This window comes from Synergistaceae bacterium (assembly GCA_017540085.1).
GTDB lineage: Bacteria > Synergistota > Synergistia > Synergistales > Aminobacteriaceae > JAFUXM01.
In genome coordinates, this window is sequence record JAFYBQ010000001.1 from 1 (window position 1) to 25,709 (window position 25,709).

Sequence of the window (25,709 nt, forward strand, 5' to 3'; positions counted from 1 at the left end):
AACGACCAAGCCATCAAGCCAGATGACAGGATAAACAGCCTCCAGAGGTCTGTCACGCCACTGCTCAACTTCCTCATTGACGACATCAGTAACTTTTGAGATGAGCGAAGGCGATACATCAACGTGGTACAAGTCCTGTAAAGTAGCCTGAATATCTCTTGTAGTCATGCCCTTTGCGTAGAGTGAGAGGATAGCTTCTTCGAGCATAGCAGATTTAGTGGAGCGTTTAGGAATAATCTGAGGCTCAAAAGTACTGTGCCTGTCTCTGGGAGTGGAAAGTTCAAGGTGGGTTCGGCCATGTCGCAACGGAACACGGCTTCAAGCTCTGCTATCATCATCACATGGGAACGGTTGTACAGTTAGCAGAAGAGACCGACAGAATGCTAGCTCACACTGACCCGGAATATGTTTATCTCTGCTATGATACCGGGCATTTCACATTTGCAGGGGAAGACCCGTTAGCCGTCCTCAAAAAGTATGTGGCTCGTGTCGGCCATGTTCATTTGAAGGACATGCGGGCCGATGTTGTTGCGCGGGTTAAGCCGGAAGGGTGGAGCTTCCTAAAGTCCGTTCGCGAGGGAGCGTTCACAGTTCCCGGAGATGGCTGTGTAGATTTCGACTCGGTCTTCAAGCTGCTGAGTGAAGCAAAATATGAGGGATGGCTACTCGTTGAGGCCGAACAAGACCCCGCAAAGGCGAATCCTCTTGAGTATGCGATAAAGGCGCGGAAATTTATCCGTGAGCATACCGGGCTTTAACAGGAGGCGGACTCAATGTACATGCAAAAGGAAGTGAAGCGTGGTTACAATGCCTATCTCACAATGGGCGAGAATGACTGCGCCACAAATATGGATGTCGGACTCCTCGTCATGTCCCCCGGAGATGATTACACGTTCACGGAATCGGAAAAGGAGATTGCGTTAGATTTGCTTGTGGGAAAAGTAACATTCTCATACGGCGGTGAAATAAGCGAGGCAGTCCGCCAAGACACATTCAGGAACGCCGCGTATTATCTCTACGTCTGCAAGAGGACAAGCGTAACAGTAAAAGCCCTCGAACCCTCAGAAATTTACGTGCAGAAAACGGACAATGACCGGGAATTTCCCGCCCGTCTCTATGCTCCGTCAGACATAATGATTCAGCACGCAGGCGCGAACGGTGAATTACTCGGCTGTATGCAGAGAGAGATTCAGACGTTCTTTGACTACGAGTCAGCACCCTACAGCAACATGGTACTGGGAGAAGTCCTGAGTTACCCGGGCAAATGGTCAAGCTATCCCCCTCATCATCACCCACAGCCGGAGGTATATTTCTACCGTTTCGATTATCCGCAGGGATTCGGGGCGGGCTTTGCGAACGGCCAAATTTATCAGACCGGGCATAATGGCTGCCTCGTGATAAATCATTCGTTTCATTCACAGGCGGCGGCACCGGGCTACGCGATGTGCTACACGTGGGGGATAAGGCACATTCCCGGAAACCCGTGGAGAAAGACTCGCATTGATGACCCGGAGCATTCGTGGCTGTGGAAGTCAGACGCGAACGAGCATATATTCAGACCGGAGGAGGTCGAATAATGGAAACTGTAAGATTAACGATGGCTCAGGCTCTCGTGAGATTCCTCGAAAATCAGTACGTAACGTATGATGATGTCGAACAGCCTTTTGTGCGCGGGGTATTCATGCTCCCCGGACACGGAAATGTTGTAGGACTCGGCCAGGCATTATTGCAGGAAGCCAAACGCCTCAAAGTCTATCAGGGCAAAAACGAACAGGGGCAGGCACATGTAGCAGTAGCATTCGCCAAGCACATGAAGCGCAAGCAGATTTTTGCGGTAACGTCATCTGTTGGGCTGGGAGCCGCAAACATGATCACAGCCGCCGCAACAGCAACAGCGAACAACATACCCGTGCTGATTCTCCCCGGTGATGTTTACGCCTGCCGACAGCCTGACCCCGTACTTCAGCAGATGGAACAGCCCACCGATTTGTCCCTGTCAACAAACGACTCATACAGGGCGGTTTGCCGTTACTGGGACAGAATCGCGAGGCCCGAACAGCTCATGAGCGCGATGATTAGCGCGTTCCGTGTGCTGACTGACCCTGCCGACACAGGCGCGGTATGTATTGCGCTCCCTCAAGATGTCGAGGGTGAAGCGTATGATTATCCCGTCTCATTTTTCGCCAAAAGAATATGGAGAATCGAACGCCGTCCCGCAACTGACATCGCAATTTCGCAGGCCGCTGAAGCGATTCGCACCTCAAAGAAGCCCATGCTTGTATGCGGAGGGGGAGTCAGATATTCAGAGGCTCACGAGGCTTTCAGGGCATTTGCGGAGAAATACGGAATCCCGTTCGGCGAAACTCAGTCAGGAAAAGGCGCAGTATTAACGAAATCGCGAAAGAAGCTGACCTCATTATAGGAGTCGGCACAAGGTACACGGACTTCACAACGTCATCAAAATGGCTTTTCCGTGATGATGCAAAATTCGTGAACATCAACGTGTCAGAGTTTCAGGCGTTCAAGCTCGACGCAATCCCCGTAATCGCGGACGTAAGAGAAGCACTCGTGAAACTTTCAGCGGCTCTTGAAGGCTACAAGACATCATACGCGGGCGAATTTGAGTCAGCCATATCAAAATGGAACAAGGAATATGACCGCCTCGCCTCGATTGAGTTCAAAGAAGGCTACGTGCCGGAAGTGAATGACGCTAACGCCTCTTCAGCGTTCAAATTTGCGGAGGACGTAATTTCACACCTGACTCAGACAACAGTGCTTGCGGCGTTCAACAGGATGATTGCTTCGGGCGACAGCGTTATAGGCGCGTCAGGGTCATTGCCGGGGGACATGCAGAGAATGTGGCGGGCGAGAGGACTCGACACATACAACATGGAGTACGGATATTCCTGCATGGGCTACGAGATTTCCGGCGCACTCGGCGTGAAGTTTGCGGTCGGTGAAAATCATGAAGTCTATTCGATGGTCGGGGACGGAGCGTTTATCATGCTTCACTCGGAACTGCTTACGGCTGTGCAGGAACACATGAAGATTAACATTGTTGTGTTCGACAATTCGTCATTCGGCTGTATCAACAATCTTCAGGTAGGGCAGGGGAACGAGACTCTCTGCACCGAGCTTAGATTCCGCAATCCTGAGACGGGAAAGCATGACGGAAAATTTATCTCCGTTGACTTTGCCGGAATAGGACGCGCATACGGTGCCAAAGCCTACACGATAAGGACAATGGCCGAGCTTGAGAAAGCATTTGACGAGGCGAAAAAGATTGAGGGAGTCCCCGTTGTGTTCGACATAAAGGTGATGCCAAAATCGATGACAGAGGGCTACGGCTCATGGTGGCGTGTCGGATCTGCTGAAGTCGGCGGAACAGAAGCAAACCGTGCGGCGTGGGCTAATCACGTTGAGCATGAGCGCAAAGCAAGAAAATATTAGAGGAGGAAAAATTTTGAGCAAAAAACTTAGAGTAGCGGTAATAGGCGCGGGGCGTATAGGCAAACTCCACGCGAACAACCTGAAAACGAGAGTCCCCGGTGCAGAGTTTGTAGCGGTGTCAGATGTCTACGAGCCGGCAGCAAAGGAACTCGCCGAGAATCTCGGAATACCATTCTGCACGAGCGATTACCGCAAAATCATCGCAGATCCGAACATTGACGCGGTATTTATCTGCTCATCAACCGACACCCACTCGCCAATCTCAATAGAGGCAGCAAGAGCGGGAAAGCACATTTTCTGCGAGAAGCCCATAGATCACGATCTCGACAAAATCCGGGAAGTCCTGAACGAGGTCAAGAAAGCAGGCGTGAAATATCAGGTCGGATTCAACAGAAGGTTTGACAGGAATTTCAAGCGCGTACATGAGGCGGTGAAATCCGGCGCGCTCGGTGATGTCCAGATCGTCAAAGTAACAAGCAGAGACCCGGAGGCACCCCCTATCAGCTATGTGAAAGTTTCGGGCGGGATTTTTGTCGACATGACGATTCACGATTTCGACATGGTTCGCTATCTTTCAGGCTCAGAAGTCGAAGAGGTCAGCGCGTTCGGTGCATGTCTCGTGAATCCTGAGATCGGCAAAGCGGGCGACGTTGACACCTGCGTGATCATGCTGAAGTTCGCTAACGGTGCTTTAGGCGTAATCGACAACAGCAGGCAGGCGGTTTACGGCTACGATCAGCGCGTGGAGGTTTTCGGGTCAAAGGGCTGTATCACGGCAGACAATGAGACTCCGAACAACACGACACTTTACACTGCTGACGGAGTTACGAGCGAGAAGCCGCTATGGTTCTTCCTTGAACGCTACAACGATGCGTATATCAATGAGGAGTGCGAATTTGTAGAGGCTTGCCTGAATGATAGTGAGACTCCTGTGGGAGCGTTTGACGGATTGCAGCCGGTTCTTATTGCGATTGCCGCGAAGGAATCCTGCGAGAAGGGCGGAATCCCCGTAAAGGTCATGAAGTAACAGAAAATATTTTGCAGGCTCCCGGAACATTGAGAGCCTGTATTTTTTTGCCCTATACTTTCGCTACCATTTCGCCGAACTCTTTTTTCTCCTTCTCAATGAAAGCGCGTACTTCCTCCGTTGTCGGGAGATCGTCTGAACAGTTGTTGCTGTGTACCATCATTGACGCTTCAGCAGATCCGAACTCCAAGCAGTCAATCATATCCCAGCCCTGAAAGACTCCGAACAGGAACGCCGAGCTGTAGCCGTCCCCGCCGCCGAATCCTTTGCGGGCTTTTACGGGGAAAGGCTTTATCGAGAAGTGCTGACCGTCTGAGGTGTACGCTGTTGACCCCTTCATGCCGTGCTTTATGACTACGATTTTTGCGCCGCAGCCGAACCAGTAATTTGCGCTCTGAATGTCTGTCATTCCGGGAAGGATTAATTTTTCTGTGAGGTCAAATTCTTCACGCGAGCCGAGAATTATATCAGCCTCACGCGCCACCGCCGAATAGTAGATAGAAATTTCGTCATCGCTCTTCCAGTTGTACGCCCTGTAATCGATGTCAAAAATTATCCGCGTGTTGTTCTTTTTCGCCAGCATCATGGCCTTCAACGCCGCTTCACGCGAGGGACTCTCCGCAAGAGCAGTGCCGGAAATGAGGAGGGCTTTCCCCTGCCTGATATATTCCTCGTCAATGTCGTCAACACTCAGCTGAAGATCTGCGGCCATGTTCCTGTACATCAATATGCGGCTCTCGCTTGACGATAACAGCTCCGTGAATGTCAGCCCGATTTTCTCGCCGTGTTTCGCCCTTGTGATGTGTGAGGTGTCAATTCCGCGCTCATTGAAATAATCCACAACGAAATCACCAAGCTGATCATCTGAGACTGTCGCGAAAAATCCTGCCTTCATTCCGTGCCGTGTGACTCCGCAGGCTGTGTTAGCGGGGGAGCCTCCGACAAATTTCTCGAAGTAGTGTACTTTCTTCAGGGGCTTAAATTCTTCCCTGACATGCTCAGAGTATGCCGGGTTGAAATCTACAGCTATTCGGCCAAGAAATATGATGTCAAATTTCCTGCCCTCGTCAAAATCCAAATATCTCGTACTCACGAGGCATCATCTCCTGAATTTTTATATTGTTGCGGAATAAAATTGGTCTAGCATTCACCAGTGAATTTATCAAACTTTCAGCATAACCGCGCAGGGATTTTTTGATGACAGCAGGCACAATTATTTATCTTCCTGCTGATGAGATACTGAAACTTTCCGGGGGCAGGCGGTGTAATATTGCCTCACCGCAAAGCCGATATATTTTACAGGATAATCTTCACACGACAGGAGGTTAAATCACATGGCATCAATGAGCGTGTCAGGAATAGTTTCCGGCATGGACTGGGAGAGCATGATTGACGAGATAATCACAAACGCCAGCAAGCCAGCACAGCCGCAAGTAGCAAAGAAAACTGACCTGACCAACAAGAAATCACTCTTTGAGGAAATGAAGACGATGATGAACAGCCTTCAGTCCTCATTGTCGCCGCTCAAACTGCCGTCAACCTACAAGGCCAAAGAAATCGAAATTGAACGCCTCGACAGCACGAAATCCTACAAGGGAGTATTAACCGCCACAGTAAACGCAGACGCGGAAGTAAATGTGTGGGACGTTGAAGTGAAGCAGCTTGCCTCAGCTCAGACGAACCGCTCAAAGCAGATTACAGCCTCGAACCTTAACAGCACATTAAGCGGGGTAACAGGCTCAACGCTCTACATTGAGGCGGGCGGGCAGAAAATCGGCGTTGAGGTGAAATCATCCGACACGTTAGAGTCTCTCAAGTCCCGGATTAACACGACGTTGAAGACGCTCGACAATCCGATTCATGTTACGGCCTCAGTTGTCGACAGCAAATTGATACTCAAGAGCGACTATACCGGCCTGGGAGCATTCACGGCCAGCGAGACGATAAATTACAGCTCCAACGGCTACAACACGCTGACGGGCTTCACAGTGAGCGATGATACCCGCGAGAACGTCAAAATCACAAGCGGCTCAACGACATATACATACGGCACCGATTACGTGATAGCCAACGGCAACGAGATACGATGGAAGAAGTTTGACCAGAGCAAAGAAGTCGCGCTTGATGACACCGTAACGGTGAAATACACAATGGCCGCTGATGATGTCTACACGAACAAAGGCACATACGGCACAAAGGAAGCGAACACATCAAGCTTCAACGTAATCGACAACGGGACGATAGCCAGCCGTGTGAAGATTGTTGATGATAATGGCAAGACATACACATACGGCAAGGACTTCAAGATAGTGAACAGCAAAGTAGTGTGGCTTGAAGAGGAAGAATCCTACACGAATGAGCCTAGCTCCTACACAGTGAGCTACACGAACACGGCGCAGAAGAGTTACACGGCTTCGGGGACAAAGGCCAGCGCAACATCAACACCAGCCTCCTACACAGTTCAGTACACGGATGATATTCTCCCGTCAACAGCAATCACTTACGGTCGGAATGACGACACATATTCATACATCAAGATAACAGCGGGAAGCATTACGACATTCAGCGGAATGACAGCCCTTGACGGTGTAAGCTCCGTAACATCAAGCGGAAAAACTTACCTCACGTTTGATGATGACAGTGAGCTGAAAATAAACATTAACGGTACTGATTACGTTTACGGCAGGGATTACGTCATAAGGAAGGGTGCTTCAAGTGATGAAATGTTCTTTGTGCCGTATTTCAACTCATCATCAGAAATAAATAATTACCTGACAGCCGCCGGAAAAAACGCGCCGGACGGAGTTCCGATAAGCCCCCGCACCGATATTCAGGCGGAAAATCCCGGCACATTCTCATACACACACACGACAACGATCGACAGCACCGACACAGCGTCAATATCAACGCTCCTCAACGACAGCAGCACCGACACAAGCAATATAGTAATCCTGAAGTCAGACGGGACGCAATACACAGAAGGCACCGACTACCACATATCAAACGGCGAAATAGTATGGACATTGCCGAATGACACTACCGACATAACAATGTCTCAGTTTGCCGAGCTTCAGACGAAATACGCCGAGGCTGCCGGGTCTGAGCTTTCTACGGTTACATTGATTGACGGGAACGGGGTTCTGCGGACATATGTTGCCCCGGAAGATAACAGCTTGTTCACGATGAGCGCGGGCGGAGTCAATTACGAATACGGAAGGGATTACGTTCTCAGGGTTAATGACGCTGGAACAGGCTACCGTTTTGACTGGCTCATAGATGGAAGCGACACGATAGCTGACGCAAATACAACCGTTGCAACATATGCTGCCTCAAAGAACATCAGTACATCATCATGGAAGGCAGCTCCGGCGGAAGGCACAGCGTATAATTTCGGCTTCAGCTATAACTACGCCTCAACCCCATTAACAGGCACAGTCAACAAGACCGACACGGACAAATCGCTCTCAGGAGCTTTGAGCGGGGCAAGCGTTCCCAGTTCGGCATACGGCACAAGCGCATTGACGATTACGGACGGCACAAAGACATACTCATACGGCACGGATTACGTGATAAACTCATCGGGCGTGATAACGTGGCTTGACCAGGCCAGCACGACTCCCGCGGCATATACAGCGACATACACATTCAGCGGAAATGCATCAAAGACAGTTTCAGGATTGGGAGCTTCAACGACTCTGACAAACGTAACCGGGCTTCCTACGCTAAACAGTATGGGCGTAAAAACGTTCACGAGCGGCGGACAATATTATGTTGACGAAGCAGAGGGCAAAGCGGCTTTCACTCTCACTGACTCGGACGGAAACACATACGAATACGGCAAGGATTTCGCGCTGAGAAGCACATCGCTTACAGGCGGTACATTGCAGCTTGCCTTTTCACACTACAGCAGCTGGCCTTCAGACTTCAGCAATCAGGACAAGACAAGGACAATCCCGACAACAGCGAATCTAACGCTGACTTACAACAATTCGGTTTCAGCAACAGTAACATCTTCCGAGACCGTAGAAGACGCATTAGGCTTCCTCCCGTCAAATTACAGCAAACTTACAATATCAGACACGAGCGGAAATGCTTACACCGAGAGCACAGACTACACTATAGACACGTCAACGGGCGCAATAACATGGGCAACTACAACAACAGCCCCGACTCACCCCAATGACGGAGTCGGCTACACTCTCACATACGAGGCATTTGACGCAATAACAGCTACAGGCACAACAGACGGCTCATCATCGCAGGAAGTCTCAATCACGGTTGACTCAGGCTACGGGAATTACGGCGGCGACAAACGGAGCTATGAGCAGATACTCAGCGACACAGGACTCACAAGCTCTTCAAGCTCTGATGACTGGGCAAAATATTTCACTCTCGAAACGACAGACGGCGCAACAACATATACATACGGCACTGATTACACGATAATACAGGGCAGTGATACCGACAGCAGCACGGGCGAGCATAATGTCATGATTAACTGGCTGAACGTTCCCGCAAACGGTACAAGTTTCACGCTCTCATACGGTGGCAACAGCGGGGAAGTCCTCACAACTGACGGCGTTAAACGCTCGGCAACCGACACTATAACCGGCTCACCTCTTGCCACAGCTTTTGACGGCGGCACGAACACAATCACTTACGCCGGGAAAACTTACTACGAGGGCGTAGACTTTGACATAACGAAAGATGATGACGGCAACGCGACAGTAACATGGATTTCTGACGATGACGGCGGATATGAATGGTACTATCCCACGTCAAATTCATACTACACAATCACGCACACAGACGACAGCGGCAACACAACAAGCTATAACGCCTACAGGACATCAAGCGCGACTCTCGACATGTCAAAATACGGAATGAAAACGGCGGGAGGCTCAATCAGCGTTCAGTACGGGGAAGGACTTTCGTACAGGCTTGACGCGGCTGCGGACTCCGAAACAGGCTACACGGGCTATGACGTAATCAAAGGCACTTACGGAATCGACATTACCCCGACAACAGGCGGAACATACACATTCAACTGGGTTGCGCCGACTCTGACTTCACGCTCTAATCTCCCCTCATACGGCGAGGAATTGACGGTCTCATACGAATATGACGCTAACACGTTTGACTTGAGCGATGACGGGGACGGGGATTTGTTGCAGGCACTGGGCTTCACGAAATCGGACGGCACATATGACGACTACACAGCCGCAAAGAACGCAATACTCGTGATTGACGGAGAACAGGAAGTAGAGCGCGACTCCAACGACATCGGCGCGGATTACGAGAACGAGCTAATCAAAGGCGTAACAATGCACCTCAAAGGACTCGGCGAGGTCTCACTAGACATTTCACAGGACGCGGAAAAAGCCGTAGAGTCGATTCAGACGTTCGTAGACAGCTACAACGATCTCATGTCGTGGATGAACACCCGCATGACAGAAAGCCAGCTTGACGAGGACACAAAAGCCACCGTTGACTCAGACGACTTCCGAATGAGATGGGGACTCCTTCACGGCAATTCCCTTCTCCGAAACACAAAAAGCCAGATGAGGAGTCTTACGTCGCAGAATTTCGCGTTCTCGTTCACTGAGCGCAAAAGCTCCGAGGAAGTTTACGGCACAATGTCATTCAACGGTCTCCGAACATCGTCAACACTGAGACTCAGAATCGGCACAAAGTATGTTGATGTTACTATTGACCCGTCAGACACGATAGAGACAATCGCAAAAAAAATCAGCGATGACACAAAGGGCGGGCCAATGAACGACATATATTATGACGACAACGGCAACAAGCTCGCGACTCCCCTCCTGAAGGCATACGCTGAGAATGACAAGCTCGTGATACAGTCAACAAGCAACGACGAAATCACAATGTCAGGCTCCGCGGCAATGAATGCCCTGAAAATGAATTACACCTACAAGGGACTCTACCAGATCGGAATCGAGTCAACAGCAACAGATTACGGCAAGAGCGGAGAGCTTGAATTTGACGCAAGCGAGTTCATGGAGGCGTTAGAGGACAACCCGGACGAAGTGCAGTCCCTCATGATGACGTTTGTGACTCAGTTCGACACGTGGACAAAATCAATGCTCAACAGCTCGTCAAGCGGTGAGACTTCCGGCACGCTGACCCGCGAAATCGAGAACATTCAGAGCCGTATCGACAGCATTAACGAGTACTTAGAGAAATACCAGGAGAGACTCGACCGAATGGAGGAGAATTTACGCACACGCTACGGGAACACCGAGACACAGTTCGCGAAACTCTCACAGCAGGCTAACTCAATCGCGGCCATTCTCAACCAGCTTAACGGATCAGCCCAGGGCGGCGGATACGGTCAGACAAGCTCATAGGCCGGGCAGTAAAATTCCTGCGCTCCCTGAAAAATTCGGGGGGCGTTTTTTGTTGCCGTCAAAATCTGCTACAATGTTCAGCAAATTTCAATCTAACTTTTCAGGAGTGATATTTATGTTGGCTCTGATTAAGTTAAGCCCGGTGCTTGTTCTCGGCATTCTTATGCGGCTTGGGCTTGATATTCTTCTGGCGGCTCCTCTCTCGATGGTCTACGCGATCGCAGTCGGAATGATTTTCGCTCACGTCAAATTTTCCGACCTAATGGACGCGGCAATAGAGAACCTGAAGCGTATTCTGATTGTCTTCCTGATTTTGCAGATGGCCTACGCTGTCGCAACGTGCTTCATGGAGACGGGAGTCGCGGCTGAAATAATCACCCTCGCGCTGAATCTCGGAATAACGGCGAAATTAATCCCCGCTGTAGCCCTCATTGTTACGGCGATACTCTCAATCGCGACAGGAACATCATGGGGGACATTCGCGGCCTGCGCTCCGATATTCTTATGGCTGAATCACATTGTCGGCGGAAGTGTCATCCTCACAATATCGGCCATTGCGGGCGGGTCATGCTTCGGGGACAATATCGGCCTCATCTCAGACACTACGGTCGTAAGCTCAAGCCTTCAGGGTGTCGCCATAACTGACAGGGTACGGCATCAGGGCGTATGGTCGTTCTTGTGCCTTGTGTGCGGCGTGGCGGCGTTCTACTTTGCGGCGGTAAACATGGGACTTACTGATACTGTAGGGAATCCGAACGAGGCAATCGCGCAGATTCCGCAGTCAGTATGGGACGCATTATCGGAGAAAAGAGCGGCGGCGGTTACCCTGCTGAAACAGGTTCAGGCGGGCGGATTGTCGTGGTACATGGTGCTTCCGTTAGTCGCTGTTCTCATTCTTGCGGGAATGGGCGTAAACACTCTAATTTGTCTGGGCGCGGGGATTCTCGGCTCTCTGATTTGCGGCTACATTGCCGGGACTGTTACGGACATCATGAAATTTCTTGAGATGGTACAGTCGAGTTTTGCTGACGCAGGAAGCTGGGTTATCGTCATGATGTTATGGATTGGTGCGTTCGGCGGAGTAATGCGGAGAATGGACGCTTTCGGGGCAATTGCGGCTCTCGTCATGAAGTGCGTACACAGCGTGAGGCAGTTAATGTTCGCGAACGGGTTATTATGCCTCGTGGGAAATGCTGCTCTTGCTGACGAAATGGCGCAGATAGTAACAATGTCCCCTATCATCAAAGACCTTACCGACAGACACGTGAAGGGCAGCGAAAAGGCCATGTACAAACTTGCGCTGAGGAACGCTACATTTGCTGACGCGATGGGCGTATTCGGCTCTCAGTTAATCCCGTGGCACGTATACTTAGCTTTCTTTGTCGGAATCGTTTACGCCGTTTATCCTGTTGCAGAAGGCACCGTAACAATCGCTGATATTATCATGCACAACTATTTAGCGTGGATTGCTGTGCTGTCGATGCTGATTCTTACGCTGACAGGGCTTGACAGATTCATTCCTCTTTTCCGTCTTCCTTCCGAACCTGAAGTACAACTCGTAAAGGACTAACTGCCAGGGAAGTACGTTTATGCTTTCATTGTTGAAACTGAGTCCCGTTATAGTTTTGGGTGTGCTGATGAACTCGGCGATAGGCCCCGGACTCGATATACTCATCGCCACGCCTCTGGCCATGCTCTACGCGACAGCAATCGCCCTCATCTTTGCCCGCGTCAAACTCTCAGCCGTCATTGACTCTGCTGTACAGAATATGAAGGGAGTCGTGCTAGTTTTCCTGATATTGCAGATGGCTTATGCGGTCGCAACATGCTTCATGGAAACGGGAGTAGCCGCAGAAATCATCACAATAGCTCTTTCACTCGGTGTAACAGCAAAGCTCATAGCCGTAATCGGCCTCATCGTAACCGCAGTACTCTCCGTAGCAACGGGAACATCATGGGGAACATTCGCGGCCTGCGCTCCGATATTCTTATGGCTGAATCACATTGTAGGCGGCTCAGTCGTCCTCACAATTTCGGCGATTGCGGGCGGGTCATGTTTCGGCGACAACATCGGCCTCATTTCAGACACAACGGTAGTCAGCTCGACTCTTCAGGGCGTGTCAATCACCGACAGAGTCCGTCATCAGGGCGTGTGGTCTCTTCTTTGTCTGGGACTGGGCGCGGCGGCTTTCTACGCGGCGGCTGTGATGATGGGACTTCCTGACACGGCCGGGAATCCTAGTGAAGTAATCTCTGCGATACCTGACTCAGTGTGGGCGGCTTTGTCGGAGAAGAGACCTGCGGCAGTTACGCTCCTAAGACAGGTTCAGGCCGGGGGATTATCGTGGTACATGGTGCTTCCTCTCGCGGCTGTGCTGATACTTGCGGGATCTGGCGTACACACTCTGATATGCCTTTGCGCGGGGATATTCGGATCGCTTTTCTGCGGGCTTTTCGCCGGGACTGTTACGGATGTCATGAAGTTTATCTCTATGGTTCAGGCGAGCTTCTCTGACGCAGGAAACTGGGTAATCGTGATGGTGCTGTGGATTGTAGCGTTCGGCGGTGTGATGAGCAGCATGGACGCATTCAGGCCGGCTGCCGGATTAGTCGTAAAGTTTGCGCGCAACGTAAGACAGCTCATGTTCGCGAACGGCGTTTTGTGCCTGATAGGGAATTTCGCGCTCGCTAACGATTTTGCGGAGATTGCTACTATCTCGCCTATCATCAAAGATTTGACGGAGAAAAACGTAAAGGGCAGTCCCGAAGCAATGTACAAACTTGCGCTGAGGAATGCGACTTTTGCCGACGCTATGGCGGTTTACGGCTCGCAGTTAATCCCGTGGCATGTATTCATGGCGTACTTCATGGGTATAGTGTATGCCGTCTACCCTGCCGCAGAAGGTACAGTAACAATCATGAATGTAATCACGCATAACTATCTTGCGTGGATTGCTGTAGTGTCAATGCTGATATTGACGCTTACGGGGCTTGACAGGTTCATTCCGCTGTTCCGTATTCCCTCTGAGCCTGAAGTCGAGCTGATACGCGAATAATCACAGGCAGGAAATATGCTGATATAATTTCGGGCAGGGCTGAAAAATTTCGGCTCTGCTTTTTGTTTTTCCCGACACAGTAAAATCTACCCCCCTAAATCCCCCCTTCACAGGAGGGACAAGGGACTTTGCGGGGTTCTTGCCTCCCCTGCGTAAGGGGAGGTGCCTGAAAGGCGGAGGGGTCGCCGGGGAGCCTATCTCCCTTCACAGGAGGGACAAGGGACTTTGCGGGATTCTTGCCTCCCTTGCACAAGGGGAGGTGCCTGAAAGGCGGAAGGGTCGCCGGAGGGGTTGCGGGAAGTGTCAAGTTATTTGGTGAGGGTGTTAAAGAAATGGTGAAAGTGAAAATCTGCGGCATATGCCACGAGTCAGAAATAGCAATAATGAATGAGCTAGTCCCGGATTTTGTCGGTTTTGTTTTCGCACGAAAGAGTCGGCATTTTGTCTCCCCTGAACACGCAAGCTACCTCCGCTCGAAACTCAAGCCCGGAATAAAGTCCGTTGGAGTCTTCACGAATGAGTCGCTTCAGGGCGTGGCCATGTGCGTGGAAACAGCCGGGCTAAGTATGGTACAGCTTCACGGGGACGAGACAGGGGAATACATTGCGGCACTGCGCGAGTACATACGCTGCCCGATAATGAAAGTCTACAAAGTCGCAAAGCCAATTGACGCGGAGAAGGCGTTATATTCCACCGCTGATTATGTCATGCTTGACGGGGGCAACGCGGGCGACGGAAAAACTTTCGACTGGTCAATGTTAGGCCGAATGAGGCGGAAATTCTTTCTCTCAGGCGGTCTCAATCCCGACAACATTCAGCAGGCACTGCTTCTTGACCCTCAGCCCTACGCGCTTAACACAAATTCAGGAGTCGAGGCTCACAGGACAAAGGACTTCCGCAAAGTCATGAAGTTCATTCAGACGGTAAAGAGCTTCAATAAATCGGGCAGCAGGTAAAATGACTCTCATATTCTTAGCCGGGATTCTCTGGGGTACTATCGGCGTATTCGTGAAGGGGCTTTCGTCTCTCGGCGCGGGCGGGGAATTGATTGCCTTCCTGCGGATGTTCTTTGCGTTCGTGATAATTCTTGCGGTCTCTCTCGCCAAACATGGCCGGAGCATAATTTTACGCGACAAAACCGCGCTGGCATGGTGCATTTTGCTGGGACTTGTCAGCAACGGGCTGTTCAACGTCCTGTACACATCATCAATCAGCATTAACGGAATGGGAGTCGCAAGCGTTCTCCTGTATACCGCTCCTGTATTCACCGCGATTGCGTCCGGGATAATCTTCCGGGAAAAGTTTTCGGCACTGAAGATATTTGCGCTGGCCGTGAACATTGCCGGGTGTGTCCTGACTGTAACGGGCGGGAATCTCTCGGCGGAGAATGTCAGAATGTCCGGGATTCTGGCGGGCATTGGCTCCGGATTTTGCTACGGAATGGCGGCGGTGATAGGACGGCTTGCGGGTGAAAGGACAGACGCATTAACCGTGAGCGTATACAGCTATTTTTCGGCGTTAATATTTCTCGTGATATTCATGAGGCCGGATATATTGCCCGCATTGAATGACGTGAAAATTTTGGGACTGGGATTTCTTTACGGGCTTGTTCCCACCGCGCTAGCGTACTTGGTGTATTATAACGCCCTGAAGGTGATACATGATACATCAAAAGTACCCGTGATAGCGTCCGTTGAACCTGTAACAGCGGTGCTTATTGGGACGATAATATATAATGAGGAAATCGGAGCGGCCAACCTTGCGGGGGTTGCAGTTGTGATGATTTCAATTATTATAATGTCAAAGGCAAAATAAACTTTACACATACAGGTGATAGATAACATGTCGAAAATTGCAGTGGCAGTACTGAACCGCAAAGGCGGAGTCGGCAAAACAACAATAGCGGTGATACTCGCTGAAATAGCCCTTATGAGGCATAACAGAGTCCTTGCAATAGACCTTGACCCCTCAAGAAATTTCACAGACGCACTCGGCTTCATGAGAAATTATTTCCGCTCCTCCCTGCGCGTGAAAAATACCCTCGATGACTCAGACGCAGAAGCCCCGGAAGATTGGATAGTAATCGACTGCCCCCCTACAATCAATGACGAGGAGAAGCACGCAATCGATTTCGCCGACATCGTGATAGTTCCCGTAAAGCCGGATTTCTTCTCGCTGACACCGCTGGGAATCCTGTACTCAGCTGCGGAGAAAAGCAACAAGGAGAAAGCACAGCTCCCCCTCGTGAAAGTCGGCTATGACAGCTCAGTGATGACAAAAGTAACCAATCAGATAATTTCCGAGCGTGATTACCCTGTCGCAGAAGATCTGCCGCTTCACAAGCACATCCCCTACAACATAGCTTCCGGGCGCGTCTGGTCAACAGGACTGATTGCACGTTCCCGACAGCCCTATGAGCGTCTCTATGACAAGATAGAGAAGGCCGTCGACAAACTCAGGAACGGAATCACCGACATCAATGAGGTATGGACAGACAGAAAAGAGGAAGATACAGACGATGCGGATATTTAGGGGACTGGAGAACATACAAGCCGCAATAGACCGCCACGAGTCCGAATGGCGAAAGGAACAGGGCGAGGAACTCACCGAAAGACATCCCCGCATAAGCCTTGAGGAAGCCGTAAGGCGCAGGATCGCAGAACAGCCAGTAACAGAGGGAAGCGGGAAATTCTCCGCAGACAGGTTTTTGGGCGGAAACACAAAGCCCGTGAAGCATGAGCCGGAAGCAGAGAGAATCCCGGAGCCTGAAGCCGTCAGCATTGAGCCGGAAAAGCCAGAGTCCTCCGTCCGTCATTCATGGCTGTACAATGAGGTCATGAAGGCCGTGAATCATGCCTCAGCGGGAAAGAATGACGCGAAAATCATCGCAGTTTTCATCCCCGTTGCCCAAGAAGGAGCAGAGGCCCGCGAAATTCCCAATGATGACGCAGAATTTTCCGGGGACGGCGGAAACGTTCAGGCCGTTGAAATCATCAGGCACAAGGACGGGAAACACTCACGGCTTTATGACGAGGTTATGAGGGCCGTTAATGACTCGGCGGAGGACGGGCGGAAAATTGTCGCGGTGTTCGTGCCGTTATTGCAGGACGGGAAAGAGTTTGAGGATCTCCCGGCGGATGAGACCGTAACGCTTTCGGCGGTGAGCGGGGATGCCGTGAAGATTGAGACTGCCCCGGAGAATGAGCCGGAGTCAGTGCTGGAAGACCTGCCCGCAGTAACAGCCCCTGAAGACGCAGAAATCCCCGCGCTGATACCTGCCGCAATTGAGACAGAGCCGGAGCCGGAAATCCCAGAAGACATCACCGAGCCTGAGCCGGAAATTTTTGCCCAGCCCGCACCCGAAACAGAGTCAGAGCCAGTCCCGGAAGTGTCAGCGGAATTTGACCTAATCCCCGAAATGAAAGAGCCTGACCCCGTTGTCATTGAGGCGTTGCAGGAAATTGAAGAGAAACTTGACGGGGAAACGGAAAATCCCGCCGATGAGTCAGAACCCGCAATCCCTGAGCCGGAAACACTGCCGGAAATCTCAGAGAGTGAGACCGATACGCAAGCCCCCGGAATTTTCCCGGAAGAGTCAGAGCCGGAAGCGGAAATTGCCCCCCCTGAGCCTGAAACCGAGACAGAATCCCAAGAGCCTGAAACAGAATATGATGATGTGAATGATGTCCTCCAAGACGGAGAGCCGATGACGTTCGAGAATATCGAGACTATCGGCAATGATGAGCCGGAGCAGGAAGAAATCACACTACCCGCGGAGCTTGAAGATGATGAAATTCTTGACGGCGGGGAATTTGACGAGTCTTTGACCGAGATTCACACCGCTGATGATGAGGATGACACGATAATACTTGAGGGCGATGATGACGGCGAAATAGAATTATTGCCTGACCCCGTGAAACAGTAAACGACAGCCGCGATTCCTCCGTCAATTTCAGGCGGGGGAATCTTTTTTTGCCTCCCCGTAAATTTCAAGCCATTCACCGCAGGTTAAATCTTCAGCCCTCATTGAGCCGTAATTGAGACAGTCAGCAAACCCCTTCAGGTTGTTGGCCAGAGTCTTGCGCCGATGAGAGAATCCCCGGTGCAAAATTTCACTCCACAATGAGTCCCGCGCAAGCCCGAAATTTTCCGTGATGACAATCTCGCACAAGACCGAGTCGACATTCGGAACAGGCCGGAAGCATTCACGCGAAACATTCCGCACAATCTCAGCATGTCCCATCGCCTGAACCGTAACTCCGAGGGGGTAGCGTTCTTTCGTGTCAGGTGGGGCAGTCAGCCTCATGGCCGGTTCTTTCTGCAGCATGTACAAGTGATAGCGCAGGCCGGACTCCGCAAAATTCAGAAGCTCCCATATTAGCGGGGTCGTTATGTTGTAGGGGATATTCGCCGCGACTTTGTTCGGGAAGGGAGTCAGACTCGCGTAATCATATCTCACAGCGTCAGCCCAATGTAACACAAGGCGGGAGTCATTCCGGGAAATTTCTTCAAGCTCAGGCCGTAATCTTTCGTCAATCTCTACGGCGTGGACGCATTTCACATTCTCAGCAAGAAGAGCGCGAGTCAGGACTCCGTGCCCCGGCCCGATTTCGAGAATCACATCATCAGGCGACAGGCAAGCACGGCGAATTATGCAGGCCAAAATATTGCGGTCAACAAGAAAATTCTGCCCGTAACGCTTTAACGCCCTCATGAGTTCCTCGCAAGGACGGTTACATTTCCGCCCGACTCTGTCGCCTCAGACAGTGCAGAATATGCCGCGTCAATCATTTCTTCCGCGCTCATATATCCCCCGTCAGCAACATCAGCAACTCCCGCCGACAGAACGACATCCTTCCCCCTTGCGCGAATCTCATTCGACATAATCACAGCCGCCGCCCCGGAACAATGAGACAGTATCATGAAATCGTCATTGTTCCACCGCGCAAAATCCGTTTTCCCGCGCTCCTTCAGGTATCTCTGAGTCGTCCGCACAAAGCCACGTATAATTCTCTCTGTCGCAGAATATCCGCGGGCATCGTGTATTATCCTGTAATTGTCGACACGCATTATTATGAGACTCAAATGTTCCCCGCTGTGCATAGCGTCATGTAAATTCCGGGCTATGATATGCTCCATTCCCCTGCGGTTAAGGACTCCGCTTGCCGTATCAGCCGTGAGAAGCCGCCGCAGCTGCTCATGAGTCCGCCGGAAGTCTGTAACATCCTCAAACGTAAGCAGTACGCACTGAAGGCCGCTCCACTCAATCGGAGTCGCGTGGAGGATTACGCGCCGCGAGGTGTCAATCTCAGCATCTCCGGGAAGCTCGCTCAAATCCTCGTCAAGATACGGCGAAATGTCGAAAGGGTAAAAGTTTTCCGCCGCTGAAATGTCCGGCATTGTGCATTCTGCTGACCCTGTGCGCTTCAACAGAATGTGCAGAATGTCGGAATTGTTTTCGGGCGAGATAAGCTCAATGATATTCCGCCCGACAAGATCCGCCCTTACGCATGAGGCAAGAAACCTATTCACGGCCATGAATACCCCTTCAGAGTTCACGACACCTGCCCGGAATGGGACTGAGTTCAGGATTTCGGGGTTGCTGTAGATTACGGGCGCGGCACTAACGGAAGTTTTGCCGGAATCCCCGGACGTTATCCGCAGGACAACTCCGGCGATCCCCTGTCCGTCAATCCTCAGCGGGGACGCGGAAAGCTCCCAGATTTTTCCGTTGTCGGAAATCTCGATTGCGTTCGTGTCGCCGAGACAGGCCGCCGTCATTGCATCGTGTATTCCCATGTCTATATCTGTGATTAACGGGGGGTAATTCCTGCCTTCCTCGCACTTGTGGCCGAATAAGCGCGACGCTACAGCCTTGTAGCCGTGTGTCGCGTGTAACAGTTTGCCCTTTATGTTTATGACACAGCAGAGGAGTCCCGGACATGAATCCAGGACTCCGCCCCAGACGGTCATATTATTCTGAGTAGCCATTAGGGTGGGATTTATGCCATTTCCACGCCGATGCTATTATGTCCTCCATCCGCGTAATTTCCGGCTTCCATTTGAGAATCTCATGAGCCTTTGTGCTGTCGGCCACGAGTTTGGCCGGGTCTCCTGCCCTCCTTGCGCCGATTTGGGCGGGAATCGCATGGCCGGTAACTTTCCGCGCCGCCGTAATCATCTCCATAACCGAATAGCCGTCCCCGCTTCCGAGGTTGAAGATGTCGCTTTCTCCGCCTGACCTGAGATATTCGAGCGCGAGAATATGAGCATGGGCTAAATCTTCCACGTGAATATAGTCGCGTATACATGTGCCGTCCTTTGTCGGGTAGTCGTCTCCGTAGACAGTAACATGATCCCTTTTCCCTAACGGCACCTGAAGTATTATCGGGACAAGGTGCGACTCCGGGTGATGGTCTTCCCCTATTGAGCCGTCATGCCACGCCCCGGCAACGTTGAAATATCGCAGTGATACATAGCGTATGTCATACCGCCGTGATATCCAAGCCATCATTTTTTCCATAATGCGCTTGCTTTCACCGTAGGGATTCGTGGGTATTGTCGGGTCAGTCTCAAGAATCGGAATCTTTTTCGGCTCTCCGTAAGTCGCGGCTGTCGATGAAAATATTATCCGCTTTGCGTCATGCCTCTGCATAGCTTCAAGAAGGCTTATCATTCCGCCTACGTTGTTGTTGAAGTACTTTAGCGGCTTGTCTACGCTCTCCCCGACAAGCGAATACGCGCAGAAATGTATAACGGCCTCTATTTTGTTCTCCGTGAAAATTTTATCGAGGACTCCCGCGTTACGTATATCGCCCTCGTAAAACTTTATGCCTTCCGGGATTGACTCCCTGTGGCCTGTTTCGAGATTGTCAACAACAATGACATCCTCCCCGTGATTAGTGAACGCCCTCACGTTATGCGAGCCGATATAGCCCGCACCCCCGCAGATTAGTACAGACATGAAAATTTCCTCCTTTAGTCCCTGTTTGAGTCTGTGTATGTCGGTGTCCTTATGGGCTGGAATATTACATCTCCCATGTTTACATCGTAGCTTTCTCCGAATGCGTGCTTTCTGCTTGTGCGAATGTCGGCAGGCTTCCTGACTGCTGACGGCCTCACCTCGTCATATATGCTGCGTCTTTCCGCGCCTTTCGGCCTGCTGAGTCCTTCCTGCATTACCCCGCAGAGCTTCATGATTTCCCCTGCTGATGTCCGCGAAAACTCCGGGTAAGACATCCACCAGTCAGAGTCATTCACGCTGAAGAATATTGTCCCGTCCGCCTGAGCCGCTCTCAGTGATGACGGTATGAGCTTCCCGCCGTTAATGCTCCCTGCTTTGAGCCACGCGAAACTTCCGCCCATCCATGAATCGCCCGCAGGTGAGTCAGTTATTCCGAGCTTGGGAGAATTTGACCGCAGATATTTCCGGGCTGTGGACATTTTCCCGACAGAGACTCCCGCCCATATATCATTGCCGACTCTCTCAATACGCACGGAGCCGGGCCAGTCATTTGGGACATCGGCAAAATATTTCCTCAGTGCGCGAATGTCGGGGGCTGTGTCTCCGTTGAGAGTTATTGCAGAGACTAGCGAATAAAGCCCGCCGATTACCCTGTGAATTTCCGGGTCAGGGTCAACACCTGCAAATACGTTCGCGCTTGACAGTAACATGATAATGATTGACGCTGTGAAAATTTTACGCATAACAACATACCCTCTCTCTTTATTGGTTGCTGAGTAACAGAAGCCCCTGCGACTCGCTTATGTGATATATATTTCCGGGAAGGGGCGTATCCGGCTTCAGGTCTGACGGCATAATGAGATATACCCGGCGTTTTCCGTCCCACAATGTTTTGACGGCTGACTTAGGGGCGATATATTTCCGTTCTGCGACTCCAGGCGTAAGATCCGCGCTGATTATGCGTGAGTTCCGCAGGGTGTAGAAATACATTGACGGGTGATTGACTCCGTACTGCAATATGACATCATTGCCCCTTACCATGTCCCGGAGTCTTATCCCTGTATCCCGCGCCGAACATGCCCCGGATGAAAGGCTGAACACTCCCGCAAGAGGCATAAGACATATCAGCGCAGAGGCTGAGACATTCCGCGCCCATTTCACGGGCTGGCGGGTCTTCGTGTAGTACCATGACGCAAAGAAGAATAACGCCTCAGCCAGCCCCCAAGGGATTAATGACATCATAGAAGCGTCAATCACCGGGAAATTGTGAGTCACAAAAGGCAGGAAGAAATACAGCACCGGGACAGAAAAAAGCGTATTGAACATGATACAGTAGCGCAGAGAATGAAAGCTCCGCTGAGTCAGCCACGTGTCAATCTTCCGTCCCAATAACGCCGACAATGCCGGGACACACGCGCCCATTGACAGAATATCGCCCGACAATAACGGAGCAGTCCCAAAAACGAACACCCATACAAGCATAAGAAGGTCATGCGATTTCGGGGCAGGGTACTCACGCGGAAAGACCTCGTACACAGCCCGCGCTATAAACCCGTGAAAAGGCACGAACGACACAAACAGGAACATTGCAATCCCCGCAAGCCCGCCGAAAGTGTACGTGTAATTCTGACAGCGCATGAAGTGTATGATTTCGGGATTAGCGATTACGATTGCGGCGAAATAGAGTCCCGACACGATTAATGTAATGAAGATTCCGCCCGGCCATGTGAAGAAGTCCCGCATTAAGTCCCAGTCCTCAGAGATTACGCAGTATATCAGCACCGCCAGTAACGGCAGATATAATCCCTCGAACCCACGCGAAATGAACGCAAGTGCTATAGCCGAGTGGGACATAATCAGCCTGCGTTTGTTTTCCCCTGACATTACGATTCCGGCGAGGGCGATTCCCATTAAGCACGAGTAAAGCGCATGAGATGATATGAACTGCGAGACGGTGAAGCACAGAGTCATTCCGGCGCAGACACACGCGGCAAGCCATGATTTTCGCACGGGGTCATCAATGTAGGGGCGTGCGGCTTTTGCTGATGCCCATACCATTCCGAGACCTGACAGCGCAGAAAAGAATCTCACGGCAAACTCGCTCCATCCTATGAGCTTCAGCGCGATTACTGACAGCCACCAGTAGCCCATTGTCGCGCCCGACGCTAGAGCCTCCCCGATTTTAGGGACGAAATAATTTCCCCCGGCGGCCATGTGGACGGCTACGGAAGCATTCACACCCTCAACAGGATCAATCAGCCCTCGCGAGCCTATCCCCCTGAAGAATATGTAGAACAGAAGAATCCCGAACAGTATAGCGGGCTTTCTCATCTGCTACTTGAAGAGGGGCAGCAACGCTTTGAACTGAGGAGTGCCTGCCTTCCCTAAAAGCTGGTATATCACCGTTTCAGTTGGGACGACTAAGCACCCAATATCCCGCAGTGCCTCAAGAGCGAGCGAATGATTTTCAGGCGAACGACTCCCGCATGAGTCAGCGGCAATTACGACATTAAGGTTATATTTCTCCTGAAGTCCCAGCGCAGTCCCAAGAACGCAGATATGAGTCTCAATCCCGAACAATATAGCGGTGTCCTTTGTGCCTGACGTGAATCGAAGATTGAGGAAAGCGTCCCCGAACCCGGGATTATCACAGCAGGAAAATTCTACCTTGTCGATTTTCGGCGAGCCTTCCGGGATTAGGGCTGACAGCTCCGGGACAGTCGCGCCGATTCCTTTCGGGTATTGCTCCGACAGCATGACAGGGACAGAAAGCTCACGGGCTGAGGTCAGGAGCTTGTTAGAATTTGCGAGTACGTTATCTTTATTGAACATGGCCGGGAGGAGTCGTTCCTGAATGTCAATCATAAGCAGGAAAGATGACATAGCCTCTATAGACTTCCGCAAGTGAAACAGCCTCTCAATCTGTGAAAATTTTGTGTGAAAATTATTATATACTATGTGAAAAAATGAAAGGGGATTACGGCTTATGAGCGTGAAAAAAGTTACGGCATTCTATCTTGAGGGCTGCCCGTATTGCAGGCAGGCTCGCGAGGCGGTGAAGGAATTATGCGGGGGCAATGCGGCGTATTCGTCCGTAAAAATCGACTGGGTAGAAGAGAATCAGCACCCGGAAATTTCAGCGCAGTATGATTACTACCGTGTGCCGACATTTTTTGTTGACGGCGTGAAAGTGTCAGAAGCGAGGCCGGGCGAAAAGTACGAGGAGTGCCGGGAGAATGTGAGGCGGGTATTTGAGGCGGCATTAGCGTAATATTAGCGGTGTGAGAGTCGGAAAAAATGCTAAAATATTCGCAATGATTAACCCCTTTGTGCTGAAAGTGCTTAGGGGTTGAAATTTTTTCGCGGGATGAGCGGACAAGAAAGGAGAGAATAAAATTGTTTGCTCAGTTTGTGGAATATCTGCATGACAGCTCCCCTGCAAGCATCGCAGTTATTACAGTAGCATTAATGTTAATGTTCGGATTTGCGCTGACGAGAGTCACAAAGCTGCTGAAGCTCCCGAATGTTACGGCCTACATCATCACGGGAATATTAATCGGCCCTTACTGCCTGAATTTAGTCCCGGAATCCATTGCGGACGCTACAGCGTTTTTGCCTAATGTGGCACTTGCGTTTATCGCGTTCAGCACCGGGCAGTTTTTCCGGCTGAATGCCCTGCGGGGGAACGGTGCGAAAGTCTTGGTGATTACGGTGCTTGAGTCGTGCGTTGCGTCTGTGTTCGTGTTCATTGCGGCGTATTGTGTTCTCGGCATGGATCTGGCGTTCTCGGCGGTGATTGCGGCTCTTGCCTCTGCGACTGCTCCGGCCTCCACGATGATGACGATACGACAGACGGGGGCGCACGGTGATTTCGTGAATACGTTATTGCAGGTTGTCGCGCTTGATGATGTTGTCGGGCTGATTGCGTACAGCGTTGCTATATCTGTCGCGCTGGCACTGACTGCTTCAGGGACAGGGGGCGGGGTAGACTTCAGGAGCGTAACTCTTCCCATACTCATGAACATTGCGAGCGTAATTATAGGGGCGTTTCTGGGAGTCGTAATGAAGATTCTTCTGTCTCACAGGTCAAAGGACAATCGGCTAATTATCTCGGTGGCGATATTGTTCGGTTTCTGCGGGATATGCGAAATGTTAGGGGTATCGCCTCTGTTAGGGTGTATGCTTATGTCAACGGTGTACATAAACATTACTGATGACGATAAATTATTCAAGCAGCTAAATTATTTCAGCCCGCCTATATTGCTGCTGTTCTTTGTTCGTTCGGGAGTTTGCTTTGAGCTTGGAGCTTTGGCGGGGGGGACTGGCACGGGCGGAGTGTCATTGCTCACAATCGGAGTAGTGTATTTCCTCGTGAGGATTGCGGGAAAATATGCCGGGGCTTTCTGCGGCTGTCTCATCACCGGGAAAAATGCCCTTGTCCGCAACTATCTCGGACTGGCGTTAATCCCTCAGGCAGGAGTCGCCATAGGACTCGCCGAGCTTGGAGCGCGGACTCTCGGAGGGGATACAGGAAGCGCACTGCGGACGGTCATACTTGCGTCAAGCGTACTGTATGAGCTTATCGGCCCGGCCTGCGCTAAATTGTCGCTGTCCCTCTCGCATTCGTATGATGACACGGCAGAGGATGCCCCGAAAATTTCACCGCAGGACGAGGACAGGATAATCATAAACAGCCTCATAGAAAGAATCAGGCAGATACAGAGCGAGCTTCCTGAACACGCTCAGGCAGTCCCGGCGGAAGTATCGCCCTCAAGCGTTCAGCAGCATACACTAAGGCACATTCACACACACAACAATAACTATCACTAAATCCGGCCATG

22 protein-coding genes and 1 pseudogene are annotated in these 25,709 nt (G+C 51.1%); 15 read left to right on the forward strand and 8 right to left on the reverse strand.

Annotation, left to right across the window (positions count from 1 at the left end; all coding sequences use genetic code 11):
• The coding region (locus IKQ95_00005) for a transposase (GenBank protein MBR4195083.1) at window positions 1–306 on the reverse strand (306 nt) is incomplete at its 3' end.
• 35 nt (window positions 307–341) lie between these two features.
• Here IKQ95_00005 and IKQ95_00010 point away from each other — a divergent pair.
• From IKQ95_00010 to iolG, 6 genes and pseudogenes are all read left to right on the forward strand, one after another.
• A complete protein-coding gene (locus IKQ95_00010) occupies window positions 342–758 on the forward strand; it encodes a TIM barrel protein (protein MBR4195084.1) in 417 nt (138 codons plus the stop codon).
• Between the two features lie 15 nt (window positions 759–773).
• Window positions 774–1,577 (forward strand): 5-deoxy-glucuronate isomerase, encoded by an 804-nt coding sequence (locus IKQ95_00015; protein ID MBR4195085.1) that lies wholly within the window; start codon window positions 774–776, stop codon window positions 1,575–1,577.
• Window positions 1,577–2,422 (forward strand): hypothetical protein, encoded by an 846-nt coding sequence (locus tag IKQ95_00020; protein ID MBR4195086.1) that lies wholly within the window; start codon window positions 1,577–1,579, stop codon window positions 2,420–2,422. Before IKQ95_00015 ends, IKQ95_00020 begins: the two co-directional genes overlap by 1 nt.
• Window positions 2,329–2,577 (forward strand): annotated as a pseudogene (locus IKQ95_00025) (hypothetical protein). The gene IKQ95_00020 and the pseudogene IKQ95_00025 overlap by 94 nt, the downstream one beginning before the upstream one ends.
• Window positions 2,578–2,793: 216 nt before the next feature.
• Window positions 2,794–3,450, forward strand: coding sequence for a hypothetical protein (locus IKQ95_00030; protein MBR4195087.1), 657 nt, complete (start codon window positions 2,794–2,796; stop codon window positions 3,448–3,450).
• Between the two features lie 13 nt (window positions 3,451–3,463).
• A complete protein-coding gene (iolG, locus tag IKQ95_00035; protein MBR4195088.1) occupies window positions 3,464–4,477 on the forward strand; it encodes an inositol 2-dehydrogenase in 1,014 nt (337 codons plus the stop codon).
• Between the two features lie 52 nt (window positions 4,478–4,529).
• On the opposite strand, the gene iolC is transcribed toward iolG, so the two are convergent.
• Window positions 4,530–5,570: a 5-dehydro-2-deoxygluconokinase gene (iolC, locus tag IKQ95_00040; GenBank protein ID MBR4195089.1), complete on the reverse strand. Its 1,041-nt coding sequence runs from the start codon at window positions 5,568–5,570 to the stop codon at window positions 4,530–4,532.
• A gap of 241 nt (window positions 5,571–5,811) precedes the next feature.
• Between iolC and fliD the strand changes: the two genes are divergently transcribed.
• From fliD to IKQ95_00075, 7 genes are all read left to right on the forward strand, one after another.
• Entirely contained in the window at window positions 5,812–10,848 is a 5,037-nt protein-coding gene (gene fliD, locus IKQ95_00045; protein MBR4195090.1) for a flagellar filament capping protein FliD, read from the forward strand.
• Window positions 10,849–10,963: 115 nt separating this feature from the next.
• Window positions 10,964–12,418, forward strand: coding sequence for a Na+/H+ antiporter NhaC family protein (locus IKQ95_00050; GenBank protein ID MBR4195091.1), 1,455 nt, complete (start codon window positions 10,964–10,966; stop codon window positions 12,416–12,418).
• Between the two features lie 19 nt (window positions 12,419–12,437).
• On the forward strand, window positions 12,438–13,904 hold the full coding sequence (locus IKQ95_00055) for a Na+/H+ antiporter NhaC family protein (protein ID MBR4195092.1): 1,467 nt from the start codon (window positions 12,438–12,440) through the stop codon (window positions 13,902–13,904).
• A gap of 332 nt (window positions 13,905–14,236) precedes the next feature.
• Window positions 14,237–14,860 (forward strand): phosphoribosylanthranilate isomerase, encoded by a 624-nt coding sequence (locus tag IKQ95_00060; GenBank protein ID MBR4195093.1) that lies wholly within the window; start codon window positions 14,237–14,239, stop codon window positions 14,858–14,860.
• A 1-nt stretch (window position 14,861) separates the two neighbouring features.
• On the forward strand, window positions 14,862–15,719 hold the full coding sequence (locus IKQ95_00065) for an EamA family transporter (GenBank protein MBR4195094.1): 858 nt from the start codon (window positions 14,862–14,864) through the stop codon (window positions 15,717–15,719).
• Window positions 15,720–15,746: 27 nt separating this feature from the next.
• Window positions 15,747–16,436, forward strand: a complete 690-nt coding sequence (locus IKQ95_00070) for a ParA family protein (GenBank protein ID MBR4195095.1) — start codon at window positions 15,747–15,749, stop codon at window positions 16,434–16,436.
• Window positions 16,423–17,829, forward strand: coding sequence for a hypothetical protein (locus tag IKQ95_00075; protein ID MBR4195096.1), 1,407 nt, complete (start codon window positions 16,423–16,425; stop codon window positions 17,827–17,829). The genes IKQ95_00070 and IKQ95_00075 overlap by 14 nt, the downstream gene beginning before the upstream one ends.
• 27 nt (window positions 17,830–17,856) lie before the next feature.
• Here IKQ95_00075 and rsmA read toward each other — a convergent pair whose 3' ends face one another.
• Genes rsmA through IKQ95_00105 form a run of 6 tightly spaced genes read right to left on the reverse strand, consistent with a single transcriptional unit; the run spans window position 17,857 to window position 23,772 of the window.
• A complete protein-coding gene (gene rsmA / locus IKQ95_00080) occupies window positions 17,857–18,618 on the reverse strand; it encodes a ribosomal RNA small subunit methyltransferase A (protein ID MBR4195097.1) in 762 nt (253 codons plus the stop codon).
• Entirely contained in the window at window positions 18,615–19,895 is a 1,281-nt protein-coding gene (locus IKQ95_00085) for a GGDEF domain-containing protein (protein ID MBR4195098.1), read from the reverse strand. The genes rsmA and IKQ95_00085 overlap by 4 nt, the downstream gene beginning before the upstream one ends.
• Window positions 19,879–20,868 (reverse strand): UDP-glucose 4-epimerase GalE, encoded by a 990-nt coding sequence (gene galE, locus IKQ95_00090; GenBank protein ID MBR4195099.1) that lies wholly within the window; start codon window positions 20,866–20,868, stop codon window positions 19,879–19,881. Before galE ends, IKQ95_00085 begins: the two co-directional genes overlap by 17 nt.
• A 14-nt stretch (window positions 20,869–20,882) precedes the next feature.
• Window positions 20,883–21,611: a hypothetical protein gene (locus IKQ95_00095; GenBank protein ID MBR4195100.1), complete on the reverse strand. Its 729-nt coding sequence runs from the start codon at window positions 21,609–21,611 to the stop codon at window positions 20,883–20,885.
• A gap of 19 nt (window positions 21,612–21,630) precedes the next feature.
• Window positions 21,631–23,199, reverse strand: coding sequence for a glycosyltransferase family 39 protein (locus IKQ95_00100; GenBank protein ID MBR4195101.1), 1,569 nt, complete (start codon window positions 23,197–23,199; stop codon window positions 21,631–21,633).
• Between the two features lie 3 nt (window positions 23,200–23,202).
• A complete protein-coding gene (locus IKQ95_00105; GenBank protein MBR4195102.1) occupies window positions 23,203–23,772 on the reverse strand; it encodes an isochorismatase family protein in 570 nt (189 codons plus the stop codon).
• Between the two features lie 88 nt (window positions 23,773–23,860).
• Here IKQ95_00105 and IKQ95_00110 point away from each other — a divergent pair, with 88 nt between their 5' ends.
• A complete protein-coding gene (locus IKQ95_00110) occupies window positions 23,861–24,139 on the forward strand; it encodes a thioredoxin family protein (protein MBR4195103.1) in 279 nt (92 codons plus the stop codon).
• A 125-nt stretch (window positions 24,140–24,264) separates the two neighbouring features.
• On the forward strand, window positions 24,265–25,698 hold the full coding sequence (locus IKQ95_00115; protein MBR4195104.1) for a cation:proton antiporter: 1,434 nt from the start codon (window positions 24,265–24,267) through the stop codon (window positions 25,696–25,698).
• Window positions 25,699–25,709 lie beyond the last annotated feature (11 nt).